The organism is Allobosea sp. LC85 (genome assembly GCF_000735605.1).
Lineage (GTDB): Bacteria > Pseudomonadota > Alphaproteobacteria > Rhizobiales > Beijerinckiaceae > Allobosea.
The window spans coordinates 18,256-35,928 of the sequence record NZ_JPKG01000044.1 but is presented as its reverse complement, the minus strand read 5'-3'; the positions used below and the strand labels follow the sequence as shown (position 1 = coordinate 35,928).

Sequence of the window (17,673 nt, the reverse complement as noted above, 5' to 3'; positions counted from 1 at the left end):
TATATCGCAACCGATTAAATCGGAAGATCTTGACATCGGCAGCGGTCTCCCTATTTACAGCGCCATCGATTGTATCGCTACCGATTCAATCCCACGGAAAGGACACCACCATGACCGCCAAGGTTCTCTTCACCGGCAAGACCCACAACACCGCCGGCGCCGACGGCGCCGCGCGCAGCGACGACGGCTTCCTCGACATCAAGTTCGCGCAGCCGCATCCCGCCGCCGAGAACCTCTTCGGCGCCGCCTGGTCGGCCTGCTATATCGGCGCGATCCAGGCTGCCGCCTCACGTAAGAAGGTGACCCTGCCGGTCGAGCCCTCGGTCGACGCCGAGATCGACCTGAATCTGGAAGGCGGCCAGTACTTCCTCGCAGCCCGCCTGGCCGTCAGCGTCCCTGGCGTCGAACGCGACGTTGCGCAGGCGCTGATCGAGGCCGCGCACGAGATCTGCCCCTACTCGAGGGCCGTCCACGGCAACATCGCCATCCAGACGACGCTCGTCTGAACGGGCGCACGATGGGCCGGCGCGCCGGTTTCGGACGCGTCGGCCGTTTCACGAAACCATCCCTCATAAGCTGACATGGCCACGCTCATCAGAAGTGCAGGCCATGAATAGCGCTGTCGGCAGTAACGGCCAGGTGGGCTGCTGGTGAGCATGACAAGCCACCACGCGTTACGCGCTCATAGCGGGCGGCAAGGCTATTGTTGATCCGTACTGTCGCGGCGGCCCGGCTGAATCGACCGAAGCTGCCGTTGCCCAGCTGGAGCGAAAACTTGGCTGGCCCGGCACGGATGGGCAACTGAGCTTGCAGGACGAACCGCAAAATGGCCAAGCCAATCCGGCATCAGGCCAGCGCCCAAACGGGCTATCTATTTGGTTTTCAAGAAAGGTTCGTGGTGGGTGATGTAGGGCTCGAACCTACGACCCGCTGATTAAGAGTCAGCTGCTCTACCAACTGAGCTAATCACCCATACGCCACGAAGACGTTGCCTTGCTGCCGGCCGGAACCGCGTCAGGCAGGGGGCGTGTAACAAACGCCCCCTGCCCTGTCCACCCCGTTTGAGCAGAAAAATGCACTCCGGCTAAATGCCTGTGTGCAACTGCGAGAAAACCTCACGCCGTCCGGCGATTGAGCAGGTGGTAGAGCGCAATCGCGCCAAAGGTCGCGGTGCCGATTCCGCCGAGTTCGAAGCCGAAAATCGGCAGTTTGAGATCGCCGGCGCCGAGGATCAGCGCGGTCGCAACCGTGATGAGGTTCTTCGGCGCGGAAAAATCGACCTTGTTCTCGACCCAGATCCGACCTGCGGTCGCAGCGATCAGACCGAAGACGACGACGGCGAGACCACCCAGCACTGCGACCGGGATCGTGCCGATCACCGCACCGAATTTGGGCGAGAAGCCGAGCACCAGTGCGATCACGCCCGCAGCCACGAAGACTAGCGTCGAGTAGACCCGCGTCACCGCCATCACGCCCATGTTCTCGGCATAGGTCGTGACGCCCGTGCCGCCGCCCGACCCGGCGATGATGGTGCCGAGGCCGTCGGCCATGAAACCACGCCCGATCAGCGGGTCGAGGTTGCGGCCGGTCATCACGGCGATGCCTTTGATATGCCCGAGATTTTCCGCAACCAGGATGATCGCGACCGGCGCAATCATCGCCATCGCCTTGAGATCGAAGACCGGCGTGACGAAGCTGGGCAACCCGAACCAGGGCGCGGCGGCAATCTTGCCGAAATCGATTGTCGGGGCGCCGAAGGATGAGGCCGTCGCGGCATAGACCACATAGGCCGCGAGCCCCCCGATCAGCACGGGCAGGCGCTGCGCCAGCCCGCGCCCGTAGACGGCGACCAGCGCGACTGCAACGACGGTGAACAACGCGATCCATTTCGTATAGGGGCTCGCCGAGATCATGTTCATCGCGACCGAGGTCAGATTGAGGCCGATCGCGGCGACAACCGCGCCGGTGACCACAGGCGGCAGCAGTTTCTCGATCCAGTTGGTGCCGACGGCCTGCACGATCAGACCGATCGCGAAATAGACCGCGCCGCAAGCGATGATGCCGCCAAGTGCCACGCCGATATTCGCGTTGGCGCCGGAGCCGGCATAGCCGGTCGCCGCGATCACCACGCCGATGAAGGCGAAGGACGAGCCGAGATAGCTCGGCAACTGCCCCATGGTGATGACGAAGAAGAGCAGCGTCGCGATGCCCGAGAAGAAGATCGCGACATTGGGATCAAATCCCATCAAGAGCGGCGCCAGAACCGTCGCGCCGAACATGGCAACGACATGCTGCAGCCCGGCGATGATGGTCTGCCCGGTCGGCAGCCGCTCATCCGGCATCACCGCGCCGGTGGTCTTCAATGTCCAGTTCGGAAAATAGCCAGCCATGCCTCACGCTCCCCAGCCAAGCCGCGACCATGCTCGCGTCACCAAACGTCATAGAAGGCAAGCGCGATGCCGCCGCCAAGACGGCGGCGGCGAAATCGCGGTGATTTCAGGGGAAAACCGGCTCTCTTCGGTGTTTCAGGAGGCGATCTGCGTTTGCTGATGGTGGCTCTGATCACCACGCTGGAAGAGACGATCTGTCGGCAGCGCCATTTCCGGATCGATGTCGGCCCCAGCCCGCGCCTGGGACAGGGCCATCGCCAGGGACGTTTCGTCAAGCGCCGGCATGGTGTCGAATCCGGGCATCACGAAATAGCTCTGCTGGTAATCGTCGATGCGGTAGAGCGTGCGCATCACGCGGACGGTATCGAAGGCAATGCGGTTGGGTGATTTGCTCTCGAGCGCGAAGATCGTCTCGCCCGGCGAGGAGGCGATGCCGGCACCGAAGATGCGCAGGCCTGCCTTGGTCTCGATCAGCCCAAATTCGACGCTGTACCAGTAGAGCCGTGCCAGCCGCGCGAGATCAGCGGCCTCACGCAGGCGCAAACCCGCCTCGCCATAGGCCGCGACGAAATCGGCATAGGACCGGTTCATCAGCAACGGCACATGGCCGAAGATGTCATGAAAGATGTCCGGCTCCTCGATATAGTCGAACTCCTCCGGCCGCCTGATCCAGAAGCCCGCTGGAAAGCGGCGCGCCGCCAGATGCGTGAAGAAGACCCGGTCCGGCACCAGGCCCGGCACAGCCACGACCGTCCAACCGGTCGCAGCTTCGAGCACGCGGTTCAGATCGCGAAAATCGGGGATGCCGTCAGAAGCGATGCCCAGCGCGGCGAGCCCCGCAAAGTACTCGTCGCAGACGCGGTCGCGCAGCAGCTTGGCCTGGCGTCGATGCAGCCGCGACCAGGTTTCGTGATCGTCCTTTGAATAGGTGTCGAAGCGCTGATCGACGACGAAATCTTCCGGAATCTCATGCGGCTTCAAGCCCGAGCGGGGGAACGGATCAGTCGACATGGCGTACCTCCCTTGCATGACAGGAGGATGTTCCGAGCGGGCGGTCATGTCCTGACCATTTCTTGTCCGCTAGCGTGTTCATTGGCAAAATATGACCTGAAACTAGCAACTGAGGTCCGATCATGCTCCATCATGCTGCAAACCCCTCCCGGCTCGACGAGACTGACCGCCGCATCCTGCGTGCCCTCCAGCGCAATGGCCGGATTACCAACGCGGCGCTGTCAGAAGAGATCGGCATGGCCGCCTCGCCCTGCCTGCGCAGACTCAAGGCGCTGGAAGAGGACGGCATCATCACCGGCTACCGCGCGAAGCTGAACCGCCGCGCACTCGGCCACGGCGTCGAAGCCTATGCCTTCGTCAAGCTCTCGCAATCCGACCCCGACTGGAGGACAAAGCTGGTGGAGAAGCTCAAGTCCTTCGAGGAGGTGATCTCCTGCCAGGCCATGACCGGCGAATGCGACCTGCTGGTGCACATCGTCGCAGATGATATCGAGGCCTATGGCGAGTTCGCGATGCAGCGCCTGCTGACGCTACCTGGCGTCGCGGACATGCGCTCCTCCTTCGTGCTGGCGACGATCAAGCCGGATGAGGGCTGGCCGGTGTGACACCGTGCGGACGCATCGCTCCGGCCGTGCTATCCTCAGCCCCTATGCCCGCCGCGCGACCGCGGCCAAGCGGGGCGTGATGGGGAGGCCCGTTTCATGGCCGCATCCAGTGCCTTTGGCGATTTAGAGCATACGGGCTGGGGCACGGCGACCGTCGCGCTCGCCTATCATCGCAACCTTGGCGAAGTGACTTCGGGCTGCATCCCCGAACTGATCCGCGCTGCCGATCTGAAGGCCGGAGACAGGGTTCTCGATGTCGCCTGTGGCGTGGGATATGTCGCAGCCGCCGCATGTGACCATGGCGCAGACGCCATCGGCCTGGACTTTTCCGCAGTCCAGATTCGGCTGGCACAGCAGACCTATCCCGGAATCCGCTTTGTGGAGGGGAATGCCGAGGCCCTCCCCTTTGCTGACAGCGAGTTCGATGCCGTCCTGAACGCCTTTGGATTGCCCCACCTGCCCGATCCAGACAAGGCACTCACCGAGGCCTACCGCACTCTCAAACCCGCCGGGCGTTTCGCCTATGCCTCGTGGTGCGACGCGGCAAAGTGCATCGGCTTCTCGATGGTCTACGATGCCATTCACGCCCATGGCTCACTGGACGTAGGGCTGCCTCCCGGCCCCAACTTCTTCAGCTATGGCCAACCGAACTTCGCAACACAATTGCTCGCCCGAGCTGGTTTCGTGAACGTATCAACCACGGAAGTCCCGTTGGTCTGGCGCGTGTCATCTCCCGACGCGATCATCGACGCCATTTCATCCGGCACGGTCCGCGCCGCGGCAGTTCTGCGCCGGCAGCGCCCGGAGAATCTGGTCAGGATCAAGGAGTACCTGCGCGAACGGGTTTCTGCATTCGAGCGCAACGGCATCTATGCCGTGCCGTCGCCCGCCTTGGTCGCCGTTGGTAGCAAGCCCGGTTGACGCTTCTTCCCCGGCCCCGTCGCAGGCGACCGGAACATCACCAGCGCTCTCACTGCAGGCCCCCGGGGCGAACCTGTCGCGTCGCCCCGGGACCCGCAGCTGAAGGGTCGCTCGGTCTACTCCGCAGCCGCCTGCGGATGCACGCGTGCACCGCGCGCGATCAGCTTGTTGAGCGCTGCCAGATAAGCTCTGGCCGAAGCAACCAGCGTGTCGGGGTCGGCACCGCGGCCAGTGACCGACGCGCCACCGTCGGAGAGTCTGACCGAAACCTCGGCCTGCGCATCGGTGCCTTCGGTCACGGCATGGACGTCATAGAGTTCCAGATGAGCCTCGTGCGGCACGATCGCCTTGATCGCCTTGAACACCGCGTCGATCGGCCCGTTGCCTTCCGCTTCCTCGGCGACCACGCGCCCTTCGACATCCAGCTTCATCATCGCCCGCTGCGGGCCGCGCGTGCCGGCGATCACCGTCAACGAGACCAGCTTCACGCGGTCATGGGCGGTCGCGATGTTCTCGTCGACCAGCGCCTCGATATCCTCGTCATAGACGTGCTTCTTGCGGTCGGCCAAGGCCTTGAACCGGGTGAAGGCGTCCTCGAGCTGGTTATCGCCGAGATCGTAGCCCATCTCCTTCAGCTTGGAGCGGAAGGCGGCGCGGCCCGAATGCTTGCCCATCACCAGCGAGGTCTTGGTCACGCCGACCGAGGCGGGCGTCATGATCTCATAGGTCTGCTGGTGCTTCAGCATGCCGTCCTGGTGAATGCCGCTCTCATGGGCGAAGGCGTTCCGACCGACGATCGCCTTGTTGTACTGAACCGGGAAGGAGCAGGCGGTGGAGACCGCCTTCGACGCGCGCATCAGCATGGCGGACTCGATGCCGGTATCGTAGGGCAGCACGTCGCCACGCACCCGCAGCGCCATCACCACCTCTTCCAGTGCCGCGTTGCCCGCGCGCTCGCCGATCCCGTTGATCGTGCATTCGACCTGCCGCGCGCCGCCCTCGATGCCGGCCAGCGAGTTGGCGACAGCCAGGCCGAGATCGTTATGGCAGTGCACCGAGAAGATCGCCTTGTCGGCATTCGGTATGCGCTCGCGGATCGAGCTGAACATGGTGCGATACTCGTCCGGCGTCGCGTAGCCGACGGTATCGGGCAGGTTGATCGTTGTCGCACCGGCTTTGATCGCGGTTTCGACCGCCCGGCAGAGATACTCGAGCGGCGTGCGCGTCGCATCCATTGCCGACCACTCGACATCCTCGACCAGGTTGCGCGCCTGGGCGACAGTCCTGGTGATGATCTCCAGAACCTCATCCTCGGTCTTGCGCATCTGATGCTGCAGATGGATCGGAGAGGTCGAGACGAAGGTGTGGATGCGCGGCTTCACCGCGTGGCGGACGGCTTCGCCTGCCCGTGCGATATCGGCGCTGATGGCGCGCGCCAGCCCGGCAACGGTCGCACGTTTGATCCGCTTGGCGATTTCCGAGACAGCCTCGAAATCGCCATCGGACGCGATCGGGAAACCGGCCTCGATGATGTCGACGCCCATGGCGTCCAGCACATCCGCGACCTCCAGCTTTTCCTCGAAGGTCATGGTGGCGCCGGGGCACTGTTCGCCGTCACGCAGAGTGGTATCGAAGATCAGCACCCGGTCCTTGGACGAGGCGGTCTGGGAAGCGTTGGTCATGGTCGTGATCCTGAAATGGGTCGCGCCGCGGTCGTTCGGATGGGCGCTTTAGGTCTGGAAGGCGGTTCTCGTCACTCCCCTGAGCGCCCAGGCATGCATGCCCGGCCGGCCCTCAGGGGCGGCTAAGGAGAAGAAGCTGACCAAGGCCAAGCGGAGCGCGCATGCCGCCCGTCCGCGCCACGGCGCGGTTCAGGATCCAGGCATGGGTGGCAGATGCGGCCACGGGCGTTCCTCGTTCGACTGGACACGATGTAACCGAAAGCACCCGCCGTGCGCAAGCATGTGACGCTTGCGAAGTTTGCAGCGTCATGTCGGCCGCGGTCCCACTATCCTGCCCGAGCCGCCGTCGCTGGCGCGGCATAGGTTGTCCGCGTCCTGCGAATCGCATTCGATCGCCGGGCAGGCTGGGGAGAGATATCCGATGATGCGCTACGACCGCCGCACGATCGGTCTTGCGGTCGGGTTGACCTGCCTTGCCGGCTATGTCGATGCGCTGGGCTTCATCAGCCTGGGTGGTTTCTTCGTGTCCTTCATGACCGGGAACACGACGCGGCTCGGCATCGAACTCGCCAACGGCCATCTCGGCGGCATCGCGCTGGCGGGTGGCATCATCATGCTCTTCGTTGGCGGCGTCGTACTCGGTTCGCTCGTCGGGCATTTCGCCCGCGCGAAGCGTCATGCCGCCGTGCTGGCGGCTTTGACGGCCTGCCTCTTCATTGCTGCGCTGTCCGACAGGCTGGGAGAAGCCGATATCAGTATCGCCATGCTCGCCATCGCCATGGGCATGGAAAACTCGGTCTTCCAGCGCGACGGCGAGGTCACGATCGGACTGACCTACATGACGGGCACGCTGGTGAAGATGGGGCAACGCATTGCCGGGGCCCTGCTTGGCGGCTCTCGCCTCGCCTGGCTGCGCCATTTCACGCTCTGGCTCGGGCTGCTGAGCGGAGCGGTTGCCGGCGCGCTCGCCCATAACATGATCGGGCTCGACGCAATCTGGCTGGCCGCCGCGTTCTCGGCGCTCCTGGCACTGGCTGCTTCCCGCCTCCTGCTGACGGACTGAACGCCGAGCGGGGCGATTGGAACGGCGCGGGGAATCGGTCATTGTCCCGGCCATTCGCTAGCCGGAGCCTGCATGCGATGCGCGCCATTTCGTTCTTGATCCCCGCCTTCGCCGGGTTCCTGCTCGCGGCCTGCCAGACCGCCAGCCCCCCGCCCGCCCCGGCACCGGAGCAGGCAGCACCGGGCGTGACGCCAGGCACCTTCCGCATGCCGAGCGGATCGGGCTGCTCGGGCGAAGTCGAGCGCTTCCAGGCGGTGATGGATAACGACCTCGCGACCGGCCACACGACCAAGGGCGTGCACAGCCGCGTCAGTGCCGAGATCGCCAACGCCCGCTCGACCTGCGCGGCGGGCAATGAAGCGGGCGCGATCTCCCAGGTGCGCGCCACCAAGTCACGGTTCGGTTATCCGTAAGACCAGTCCGACACCACGTCCCTACGCTTCGCCCCGGCAGTTCAAGACGGGGCTGCTCGGCACAAGCCGGCATGATGCGGAGAGTGTACGCTCGGACTACGCCGCCAACCCTCGCTTCTCCAGCAGGGCATCCGGCGTGGGCAGCCTGCCCCTGAAGAGCGTGTAGGCCTCGGCCGGATCACGCGTATCGCCTGCCGAATAGATGAAACGCTTCAGCTTGCCGGCGACATCGGCAGCGAAGACGTTTCCGGCCTCGGTGAATGCGTTGAAAGCGTCGGCATCCATCACCTCGGACCAGAGGTAGCTGTAATAGCCGGCAGAATAGCCGTCGCCCGAGAAGACATGGGTGAAATGCGGCGTGCGGTGGCGCATGATGATCTCGGCCGGCATGCCGATCCGCTTCAGCTCTGCCACCTCGAAGGCAAGGGGATCGACCGTTGCCGGATCCTTCAGTGAATGGAAGGCGAGGTCGACCAGTGCCGATGAGGTGTATTCCACCGTCGCAAAGCCCTGGTTGAAGGTCTGCGCCTTCTTGATCTTGTCGATCAGCACCTCGGGGATCGGCTCGCCGGTCTCGGCATGCAGGCAATAGGCCTGCATCACCTCCCGCGTCAGGAACCAGTGCTCGTAAAGCTGGGAAGGCAACTCGACGAAATCGCGCGAGACCGAGGTGCCGGCGAGCGAGCCATAGGTCACGTCGGACAAAAGCCCATGCAGGGCGTGGCCGAACTCGTGGAACAGCGTACGCGCGTCGTCGATCGAAAGCAGTGCCGGTTTGCCGGCGGCGGGCTTCGCGAAATTGCAGACATTGACGATGATCGGCCGAACCTCGCCGCCGAGCTTACGCTGGCCGCGATAGGCGCTCATCCAGGCGCCCGAACGTTTCGATGCGCGGGCGAAATAATCACCGAGGAAGAGCCCGATATGCCGGCCGCCCGCCTCGCGGACCTCCCAGACGCGGACATCGGGATGATAGCCCGCGAGATCGCGCTTCTCCTCGAAGGTCAGGCCGAAGAGCTTGCCCGCCGTGTCGAAGGCCGCAGCGACGATGCGGTCGAGCTGGAGATAGGGCTTCAGCACCGCCTCGTCGAGCGCATAGGTCTTCTGGCGCACCTTCTCGGCATAGTGGCGCCAGTCCCAAGGCCGGATCGGGCCATTCTCGCCTTCTTCCTGCGCGAGCAGGGCAAGGTCCGCCGCCTCCTGCGCAGCCCGCGCCTTGGCCGGCTTCCAGACCAGTTCGAGCAGCCCCCGGACATTCTCCGGCGTCTTGGCCATGGAATCGTCGAGCTTGAAATGCGCGAAGGTCTCGAAGCCAAGCAGCTTCGCCTTCTCGGACCGTAACGCGACCATCTCCGCGACGATCGCGCGGTTATCCGTCTCGCCGCCATTCTCGCCGCGCTTGCTCCAGGCCACGAAGGCCTCCTCCCGGAGCTCGCGACGGGTGGAGAAAGTCAGGAATGGCTCGATGATCGAACGCGAAAGGGTGACCGCGTGCTTGCCGTCGTGGCCACGGTCGCCGGCCGCATGCGCCATCGCCGCCCGCAGGAAAGGCGGCAGGCCCGCGAGCTTGGCCTCGTCATCGAGGACAAGCGCATAGGAGGACTCGTCCTTGAGCACGTTCTGGCTAAACTGCGTGCCGAGCCCCGCCAGCCGCTCGTTGATCGCCGCAAGGCGTTTCTTCTCCTCGGGACCAAGCTGCGCGCCCGAGCGAACAAAGCCGCGATAGGTCCGCTCCAGCAAGCGCTTCTGCTCGGCGTCGAGCCCCAGACTCTCGCGCTTCGCAAAGACGGCATCGACTCGGGCGAACAAGGCCGGGTCCATCATGATTGACGACCAGTGCCGCGAGGTGACCAGTGACATCTCGCGTTCGATCGCTTGCAGCGCCTCGTTCGTGTCAGCGCCGGCAAGATTGTAGAAGACACCGCCGACGCGGCTGAGCGCGCGGCCCGACCGTTCCAACGCTTCGATCACATTGGCGAAATCGGGCTCTGCCTGATCGCCGGAAATCGCAGCGATCTCCGCCTTGTGCTTGGCCAGAGCCGCCTCGAACGCCGGCGTGATGTGCTCCGGCTTGATCATCGCGAAGGGCGGCAGGCCGAAGGGCGTCTCCCAGACAGCGGCGAAGGGATTGTCGGCGGGTAGCGGCAAGGCTTCTGGCGCGGTCATCTCGTTCCGTTCCGGAAAAACAAGGGAAGGTCAGTCTTGGGCGTAGATTCAGTCTTGGGCGTAGATATGGGCGAGATAGCGCCGCATGAAGGGCGGCATGTCGAGATGCTCGCTCTCGGCGAAGTTGCGCACGATCACGATGTCGGCGAGTTCAGGCTCCGCCTGTTCCCTGATGCGTGACAGCATGATCTGGCGTGCCTCCTCGGCCGCCCAGGTCAGCACCACCGGCCGCATGAAGGCGACGCGGCCGGTCATGATCACCGCCGTCCAGCCTTCCTCCACCTCGATCTCGTCGAGGGTCAGCCCAGTCTCCTCGCAGAGCTCGCGGGTGACGCTGCCGGCCAGGTCGAGCGTGCCGTCGTCCCTGAGATCTTCGCGATCGGGCGTGCCGGCGGCGAAATAGACCTTGCCGGCATTGGCGGTGTGGTCACCCATCTTCCCGCAGAGAAAGGCGCCATCCGCCGCCCGCAGGGCCGCCATCGCATAACCGTTGCGAACAACCGGACCGGGATGGCCAAGATCGCGCCAGGTCATGAAGGCGGCGTAGTCCGTCTCGAAATAGCGCGCGCTGAACACGCCATCCGCGATCGCGCCGCGATGCTGCAGCATGATCCTGCCATTGAACATCGCCGGCTTGCCAGCGCTGATCTTGGCCCAATGCGTCGCGATGGCGCCATGGTTCTCCCGGGCGAAGCCCCAGTCATGCGGCTCGACCACGGCCTCGACCCGTGCGAGCGGAACGATTGTTCCGTCGACAACACCATTCATCATTCGGTTCCGCTCACAGCAGCACGCCCTCGCTCACCAGCACAGCTTCGCCGCCAATGCTGGCCGAAACGAGTCCACCGCGCTCTACCCGCAGGCGGAGCTCGATCTGCGACGGTCGCCCCATCTCGTAACCCTGCTCGATGACGAGGCGATGTTCGCCATCGCCGGGACGATCGAAGGCCATCACGGCGGCGGCGAAGGCGGCGGCTGCGCCACCGGTCGCGGGGTCCTCGCCGATGCCCATCCCTGGCGCGAACATGCGGGCATGGAAGTGATGGGCCGCGTCACGGGTCTGCCGACAATAGACGAAGGCGTTGGGATGCTCGGCCGGCTTCATCACCGTGTTCCACCGCATCATGTCGAGCGTGATGCGGCCCATCGCCTCAAGGTTCGTGATCGGAACCAGGGTGAAGCCCACACCTCCCGAGAAAACGCCCGGCTCATGGGCATCGAAGCCGATCTCGGCTGGATCGAGCCCAAGCGCAGTTGCAAGCTCCGCCACTGGTGCCGCCTCTCCGAGCCGCTCCGGCAATCGCGGCAGGGTGAACACGGCCCTGCCCTGATCATCCCGGACCGAGACGTTGCAGGAGACGGCGCCGATCCTCTCTTCCAGCACCAGCTTGTCCTTTGCCCTGCCCTCCTGTGCGTCACGCAGCGCGAGCAGGACCGCGGTACCGACCGTAGGATGGCCGGCGAATGGCAATTCCCGGCCCGGTGTGAAGATCCGAATGGCGGCACGGTTGGCGGGGTCGATGGGCGGTGCGACGAAAACCGTCTCAGACAGGTTGAACTCGCGCGTGATTGCCTGCATCGCCTCGGTGTCGAGGCCTTCGGCATCCAGCACCACCGCCAGCGGATTGCCGGCGTGACGGGCTCGGGTGAAGACGTCGAGCGTGAAGAAGCGGCGTTTCACGGCAGCCCTCCCTTGCTGGCAGGCACGACCAGGTCGATGGTCAGCGGGCAATGATCCGATGCCTTCGGCCTGTCCCAGCCAACACGCGGATAGCGGTCGCTGCAGGTCGCAAGCCGCGCCATCGAACGATCGGGCTCGCGCGGATCGAGCGGCACACGATAGGGCAAACCCCGCCGGATCATCTGCATGACTGGCTGCGGGTTCGCCGCCGCCAGCGCCGGTGACAACAGGATATGATCGAGCGGCATATGGCTATCGATGAGCCGCTGCTCGGCCTCCGACCAGTAGCGCCGGAAATGCGTCCAGCGCTCATGCCGGGGCAGGTGCACGATCGGGTCGACGGCGAAATCCTCGAGCAATGGCTCGATGCCGCTATCACCTTCATCGACCAGTTCGCCCAGTGGGCCAAGGCCATGGCGATAGCCGTTGAGATCACCCAGCACGATCCAGTTGGCCTCGCGCCATGGCGCCCCGAACCACGTCTTGACGATGTGCCTGACGGCCAGAGCCTCGGCCCGCCGGATCGGCAGGGTCTCCTGCCGGCCATCGTCGCGGCCATTGTTCATCGACTTGAAGTGGCAGCCAAACAGCGTCAGCGAACGGTCGCCGAAGCTCAGCTCGACGGCAAGGCAATCGCGGGCAAAGACCCTGTCGCCCGGCCTGATGCCGAAACGCGCGAGCGATGAATCATAGGCGCCGGCCTGGGCGAAACTGAGGTCCTTGTGCGAGACGACGCGGACCGCCTGCGGCGCCAGCAGATCGCGCCGGGCAGCGAAACCGATATCGATGTCGCGCCTGTCATTGCCATCGATCAAGGCGAAATGGCTGTAGCGATAATCGGCGATGCGATGGACGTAATTGGCAAAGAACGCCTGCAGGCTCGCGAGCGAGTCGACTTCCTGCAGCATCCAGATATCGGCCTGCGACTCGGCGATGGCCAGCGCCGTCATCTGCCGCTTGTCGTCTTCAAGCGCCACCGCGAGCGAGCGCTCGACGGCATCGCGCTGATCGGCGCGCGGAAAATGGAAAAGCGACATCGCCGCGGTGGTGTCGATGCGTCCGCCATTCGCGAAGCGGTGGCGCGTCAGCAGGTTTTCGACATTGAAGGTGCCGACGCGCAGTTTCATCAGCTTCAGCCTGCGGCTCAGATCGCTTGGGGCATGAAGAGCTGCGATGGCGTCACGAACTCGTCCTGCGCGGCGACGGTCAGGATTTCGCGCGAGCCAGCCTCCTTTGTCCGCTTCAGCAGGCCGTAGATCGAGGACGAGGCCTTGCTAAGTGCAGCGGCAGCCGATCCCTCGCGCATATAGTGGACAAAGAAGAGGGCGGCGATCGCATCGCCCGCACCATTGACGCTGAGGTCGATCTTCGGTGTGCGCACCCGGAACGCCCCCTTGGCGTCCGCCGCCATCAGGTCGATCGCATCCGCCGGCGTCTCCTCCGTGACCAAGGACGTCACCAGCACGACTTTCGGCCCGGCGTCACGCAAGGTTTCGACGGCGCGGTGCGCGTCGGCGATTGTCTTCACCTCGATATCGGTCAGGAGTTCGAGCTCGAACTGGTTCGGCGTGACGATATCGGCCGCCGGCACCGCCTGTTCGCGCATGAATTCGGGAATTCCCGGCCGCACGAAAATGCCGCGGCCAACATCGCCGATCACCGGGTCGCAGCAATAGAGCGCATCCGGATTGGCCGCACGGACTCGCTCGACCGCCGAAAGGATCGCGTGGCCGATATCGGCCGAGCCCATATAGCCCGAGAGCACCCCGTCGCAGCCCGGCAGCACGCCGCGTTCGGCAATGCCTTCCATCACTTCGTCGATCATGCCGCCGTCGAAGACCCGGCCTTTCCAGTCCCCGTAGCCCGTATGATTCGAGAACTGCACCGTTTGGATCGGCCAGACCTCGACCCCAAGTCGCTGCATCGGGAAAACGGCGGAGGCGTTGCCGACATGGCCAAATGCGACATGAGACTGGATCGAGAGGATGTTCATGGCGTGCAGCACAAGCCTTCAACGAAGCGACGCGGCGAACCTAGCGATTGCCGCGCCGGGAGCAAATCGAAAGCGTTGATGCAGCCGATGACAAACAGAGATCAGGCGGAGCCGAGACGTATCACGCCGGCCGTGTCGGTGAACTGCGTCAGGCTTCGCACCTTGCCGTCCTCAATCGTGATCAGGTCGACCGCCTCGAAGCTCTGGCTACGGCCCGTTGGAATATGGGTGACATCGGCGCTCCAGTGAAACGAAGCGCGATCGCCTTCGACGACCAGCCCCAGCGTCCTGAATTTCGAAAAGGCGAACGTGCCGATCAGCCCGGCCATCTGCTCCCGAACCGCAGCGCAGCCCGTATGAGGGCTGCACATCGGGCCGAGATCCTCTGATCCCATGAAATGAAACCGGCAATCGGGGTGAAAGTAGGTCATCACTCCATCGAGATCGCCCCGCACCCGCGCCTCATAGGCACTCAGAAGCAAGGTCTCTATTGCAGCGCGCTCGCTCATCTCGGCTCTCCCAACGGAAGAGCCGAGTTTGACCGCTGCGCAGCAAGGAGTCGAGCGACTACGATCCGGCCGCAGCCTTCTTCGCAAAGCTGTCGATGAAAGTCTTGCTCAGGTCGACATTCGAGGTCGCGAGCTCAGGATCGAGCAGCTTCAGCGAGTCATACATGCTCTTCATCGCATCTGGCGTGGAAATACCGGTGCGCGAATAGCTTTCCTGCGAGTTCTTGACCGCGCGCAGATAGAGCGGCTTGTCGCCGAGATGGTATTCCGCGGGGACGAGATCGGCGACATCCTCGGGCTTGGCCGTCTCGAGCCATTTCAGGGACTTGACCAGCGCGTTGACGAGCTTCTGCGTCGTGACCGGGTTCTTCTCGGCGAAATCGTTCTTGAGATAGAGCACGGCGGCAGGGTTTGAGCCGCCGAACAGCGCCTTGGTGCCGGCCTCGGTGCGGGTGTCGATCAGGGCGACGACATCGCCATCCGCTTCGAGCTTCGAGGTCACGGGATCGAGATGCGAGATGATGTCGACCTGGCCCTGCTTGATCGCGGCAACGGCGCTCGCACCGGCGCCGACGCCGATGATCGGCGCGTCGGTCGCCTTCAGGCCGGCCTTGACCATGGCATATTGCGCTGTGAGCGAGGTCGAGGAGCCGGGAGCCGTGACGCCGATCTTCAAGCCCTTGAAATCGGCCGCGGACTTGACTTTATCGGCAAGCTCCTTGCGCACGGCGATGGTGATCGCCGGGAAACGCCCGAGTTCGACCACGGCGCGGATGTCCTGGCCCTTGGCCTGCATCCGGATGGTGTGCTCATAGGCGCCGGTCACGACATCGACCGAGCCGCCGACCAAGGCCTGCAGCGACTTCGCGCCGCCGCCGAAATCGTTGATCGTGACGTCGAGCCCCTGCTCCTTGAAGAAGCCCTTCTTCTCCGCGACCGTCAGCGGGAGATAATAGAGCAGTTGCTTGCCGCCGACACCGAGCGTGACATTCGGCTTCTCGGCCGTCTGGGCCTGTGCGCCAAACGGCAGGAAGCCGAGAGAGGTGGACAAGGCGAGCGCGGCAAGCGCGCCGCGACGGGTGAAGCTCATCGAATTTCCTCCTGATGGGATCGGTTTGCGCTTCTCAACTGGCGCAGTCGGCCCCGACGATAGGCGAGATTGCCCAGCACGGGCAACCTCGCCTCCCCGATCAGCGGGGCGTCCGGAACGGAACTTTCGTCGAGTTCCTCCAGGGCGAACCCTGGTGGGCTCACGTCACCACGGCGCCACCTCGTCCAGGAACGAGGCAACGCCCTGCCGATGCCGGCTGACGACGAGGCGCGTCACATCCGGACGGGCATAGTGCCCGGCCAGATCGAAGTTCTGGCGTTCGCGCCTGACCTCGCGATGGTCGAGCGTCGCGACGAGTAGCTCCTCTCGCCCTGTCACGGGCTCTATCACCCATTTTCCGTCCGGCCCGGCGATTCCCGAGCCGCCATCGGCCAGGATCTCGGGGCAGCTGTCCAGCATGGCAGCAGCAGGACTGCCAGCCGGCACATCCTGCTTGCGCATCAGCCCCGAGACGGCCAGCACGTAGCTGCGTCCCTCGCGCGCCAGGAAGCGGGTTGTGTCGACCGTATTGCGTTGATTTCCCGGCCAGAGTGCCACATGCAGATTCTCGCCCTGCGCATACAGGGCCGCTCGCGACAGCGGCATCCAGTTCTCGAAGCAGTTCAGCCCGCCAACCGTGAACGCCCCGACACGGTGCACCTGCAGACCATGTCCGTCGCCCGGCGCCCAGCTCAACCGCTCTTCATAGGTCGGCATCAGCTTGCGATGCACCGACGCGACCATGCCATCCGCTCCGATATGCACGCGCGAGCAATAGACGCTGTGCCCGCCTCGATCTGCCGGGCGTTCGATGATGCCGAGCATGACGGCGACGCCACCGCGCTCCGCCGCAGCGCAGACCGGAGCCAGGTGACCGGCCTCGATCTGCACGGCCTGATCCAGATAATGCGCGTGAATGTCCTTCTGCAGCGACGATTCAAAGCGCGCACCGTCAGTGTGTTCGATCCAGAAGGGATAGCCCGGCACCAGCGCCTCCCCGAAGGCGACGAAGCCGCATCCAGCCGCCGCAGCACGTTCGATCCAGTCGACGACCTTGCCCAGGGTGGCATCGCGGTCGAGCCAGACCGGAGCGATCTGGGCCAAGCCCACGGTCAGTTTGTCTGATACGGCGGTCATCGACCCTCATCCCCGGCCTTGAGTGCGTTGCGGAGGCCGGGTTAAGGACGCGGACGAGATCAGTCCAATTAATCCTTGGAATAGCCATCGATCATGACACCTAATGTCACTCTGGTGCAGCTGCGTTGCTTTTCCGGTGTCGTCGAACATGGCGGCTTCACGGTGGCAGCCGACCGCCTCTGCCTGTCCCAATCGGCTGTGAGCCAGGCCGTGGCGGGACTGGAAAGGGCGCTGGGCGCGACATTGCTGCTACGCAGCCGCGACGGGCTGGCGCTGACCACAGCCGGCGCAGCGGCACTTGTCGAGACACGTGCGGTACTCGCGGCCGTAGCGCGGCTCGGCACATGCGGCGGACTTGCCGGCAAGCTGAGCGGCACCTTGCGGATCGGCGTCGTACAGAGCGCCGCCATCCGATTGTTGCCCTCATGGCTGCGGCGCCTGCGTGCCGAGCATCCCGGAATTGCGGTGACCTTGTACGAGGGGACGGATCCGGAGGTCACAGCCTGGGTCCAGGCCGGCGTGGTCGAGATCGGCATCACCAGCCGCACCCATCCCGAACTGGCAGCGCGCCCGGTCTATTCCGACGACTACCTCGTGGTCGTTCCCACCGATCACGAGCTTGCATCGCGCGCCTCGCTCCCCCTCAGTGCCTTGGACGGACAACGCATGCTGCTCTCGGGAGGGGGCTGCGAAACGCTCATCCAGGAACTCCTGACGGCAGCAGCCAGCCATCCCGAGATCGCCTGCCTCGTGCGCGACAACGCAACCCTGCTCAGCATGGTGCGTGAAGGGCTTGGCCTGACGATCATGCCCGAGCTCGCCCTCGACGACAGCCGCGGCGTCGTCACGATCCCCCTCCGCCCGAACCTCCGACGCATCTTGCACGCCGTGACCCTGCCGGCCGGGACGCTCCATCCGGTCGCGACAGCCTTCCTGACGCTGATCGAAAGCAGCGCCGCGGCCGGGCACGTGGCTCGCCAGCCGCGCCCCGAGGCGGCAAGCGCGGGGTGAG

General features: G+C 64.5%; 17 protein-coding genes and 1 tRNA gene. 6 read left to right on the top strand and 12 right to left on the bottom strand.

The features are described from left to right. Nucleotides 1–110: 110 nt before the first annotated feature. Nucleotides 111–506 carry an Ohr family peroxiredoxin gene (locus tag FG93_RS20035; RefSeq protein WP_043237532.1) on the top strand — a complete coding sequence of 132 codons (396 nt, stop codon included), beginning with the start codon at nt 111–113 and terminating at the stop codon, nt 504–506. Nucleotides 507–896: 390 nt separating this feature from the next. Here FG93_RS20035 and FG93_RS20030 read toward each other — a convergent pair. The 3 genes from FG93_RS20030 to phhA all read right to left on the bottom strand — a co-directional run bounded on the left by FG93_RS20030 (nt 897) and on the right by phhA (nt 3,401). Further along, nucleotides 897–972, bottom strand: a tRNA-Lys gene (locus FG93_RS20030). Between the two features lie 143 nt (nt 973–1,115). Continuing rightward, complete coding sequence (locus tag FG93_RS20025) at nt 1,116–2,390, bottom strand: solute carrier family 23 protein (RefSeq protein ID WP_043237530.1); 1,275 nt, start codon at nt 2,388–2,390, stop codon at nt 1,116–1,118. Between the two features lie 135 nt (nt 2,391–2,525). Continuing rightward, nucleotides 2,526–3,401, bottom strand: a complete 876-nt coding sequence (phhA, locus tag FG93_RS20020; RefSeq protein WP_052513965.1) for a phenylalanine 4-monooxygenase — start codon at nt 3,399–3,401, stop codon at nt 2,526–2,528. A gap of 122 nt (nt 3,402–3,523) precedes the next feature. Between phhA and FG93_RS20015 the strand changes: the two genes are divergently transcribed. After that, nucleotides 3,524–4,006, top strand: coding sequence for an Lrp/AsnC family transcriptional regulator (locus FG93_RS20015; RefSeq protein WP_043237526.1), 483 nt, complete (start codon nt 3,524–3,526; stop codon nt 4,004–4,006). A 96-nt stretch (nt 4,007–4,102) separates the two neighbouring features. Beyond that, nucleotides 4,103–4,927, top strand: a complete 825-nt coding sequence (locus FG93_RS20010) for a class I SAM-dependent methyltransferase (RefSeq protein ID WP_043237524.1) — start codon at nt 4,103–4,105, stop codon at nt 4,925–4,927. 116 nt (nt 4,928–5,043) lie between these two features. Here FG93_RS20010 and FG93_RS20005 read toward each other — a convergent pair whose 3' ends face one another. Continuing rightward, nucleotides 5,044–6,609 carry a 2-isopropylmalate synthase gene (locus FG93_RS20005; RefSeq protein WP_043237522.1) on the bottom strand — a complete coding sequence of 522 codons (1,566 nt, stop codon included), beginning with the start codon at nt 6,607–6,609 and terminating at the stop codon, nt 5,044–5,046. A gap of 421 nt (nt 6,610–7,030) precedes the next feature. Here FG93_RS20005 and FG93_RS20000 point away from each other — a divergent pair, with 421 nt between their 5' ends. Further along, nucleotides 7,031–7,672, top strand: coding sequence for a YoaK family protein (locus FG93_RS20000; RefSeq protein ID WP_043237518.1), 642 nt, complete (start codon nt 7,031–7,033; stop codon nt 7,670–7,672). A 77-nt stretch (nt 7,673–7,749) separates the two neighbouring features. After that, the gene (locus tag FG93_RS19995) at nt 7,750–8,085 is read left to right on the top strand and encodes a hypothetical protein (protein ID WP_043237514.1); all 336 of its coding nucleotides are present in this window, start codon (nt 7,750–7,752) and stop codon (nt 8,083–8,085) included. Between the two features lie 96 nt (nt 8,086–8,181). On the opposite strand, the gene FG93_RS19990 is transcribed toward FG93_RS19995, so the two are convergent. From FG93_RS19990 to FG93_RS19955, 8 genes are all read right to left on the bottom strand, one after another. After that, entirely contained in the window at nt 8,182–10,251 is a 2,070-nt protein-coding gene (locus tag FG93_RS19990; protein WP_043237512.1) for a M3 family metallopeptidase, read from the bottom strand. Between the two features lie 48 nt (nt 10,252–10,299). Continuing rightward, a complete protein-coding gene (locus FG93_RS19985) occupies nt 10,300–11,019 on the bottom strand; it encodes an NUDIX hydrolase (protein ID WP_152579526.1) in 720 nt (239 codons plus the stop codon). Nucleotides 11,020–11,032: 13 nt separating this feature from the next. Further along, a complete protein-coding gene (locus FG93_RS19980) occupies nt 11,033–11,932 on the bottom strand; it encodes a PhzF family phenazine biosynthesis protein (RefSeq protein WP_043237510.1) in 900 nt (299 codons plus the stop codon). Next, nucleotides 11,929–13,059: an endonuclease/exonuclease/phosphatase family protein gene (locus tag FG93_RS19975; protein WP_043237508.1), complete on the bottom strand. Its 1,131-nt coding sequence runs from the start codon at nt 13,057–13,059 to the stop codon at nt 11,929–11,931. The genes FG93_RS19980 and FG93_RS19975 overlap by 4 nt, the downstream gene beginning before the upstream one ends. Before the next feature lie 17 nt (nt 13,060–13,076). Beyond that, the gene (pdxY, locus tag FG93_RS19970; RefSeq protein WP_043237728.1) at nt 13,077–13,925 is read right to left on the bottom strand and encodes a pyridoxal kinase PdxY; all 849 of its coding nucleotides are present in this window, start codon (nt 13,923–13,925) and stop codon (nt 13,077–13,079) included. A 101-nt stretch (nt 13,926–14,026) separates the two neighbouring features. Next, nucleotides 14,027–14,434 (bottom strand): nuclear transport factor 2 family protein, encoded by a 408-nt coding sequence (locus FG93_RS19965; RefSeq protein WP_043237507.1) that lies wholly within the window; start codon nt 14,432–14,434, stop codon nt 14,027–14,029. Nucleotides 14,435–14,492: 58 nt separating this feature from the next. Then, nucleotides 14,493–15,524, bottom strand: a complete 1,032-nt coding sequence (locus FG93_RS19960) for an ABC transporter substrate-binding protein (protein ID WP_043237505.1) — start codon at nt 15,522–15,524, stop codon at nt 14,493–14,495. Between the two features lie 165 nt (nt 15,525–15,689). Then, on the bottom strand, nt 15,690–16,661 hold the full coding sequence (locus FG93_RS19955; protein WP_043237496.1) for a carbon-nitrogen hydrolase family protein: 972 nt from the start codon (nt 16,659–16,661) through the stop codon (nt 15,690–15,692). Nucleotides 16,662–16,754: 93 nt separating this feature from the next. Between FG93_RS19955 and FG93_RS19950 the strand changes: the two genes are divergently transcribed. Continuing rightward, the gene (locus FG93_RS19950) at nt 16,755–17,672 is read left to right on the top strand and encodes a LysR family transcriptional regulator (RefSeq protein WP_081881670.1); all 918 of its coding nucleotides are present in this window, start codon (nt 16,755–16,757) and stop codon (nt 17,670–17,672) included. Nucleotide 17,673: the final 1 nt, after the last annotated feature.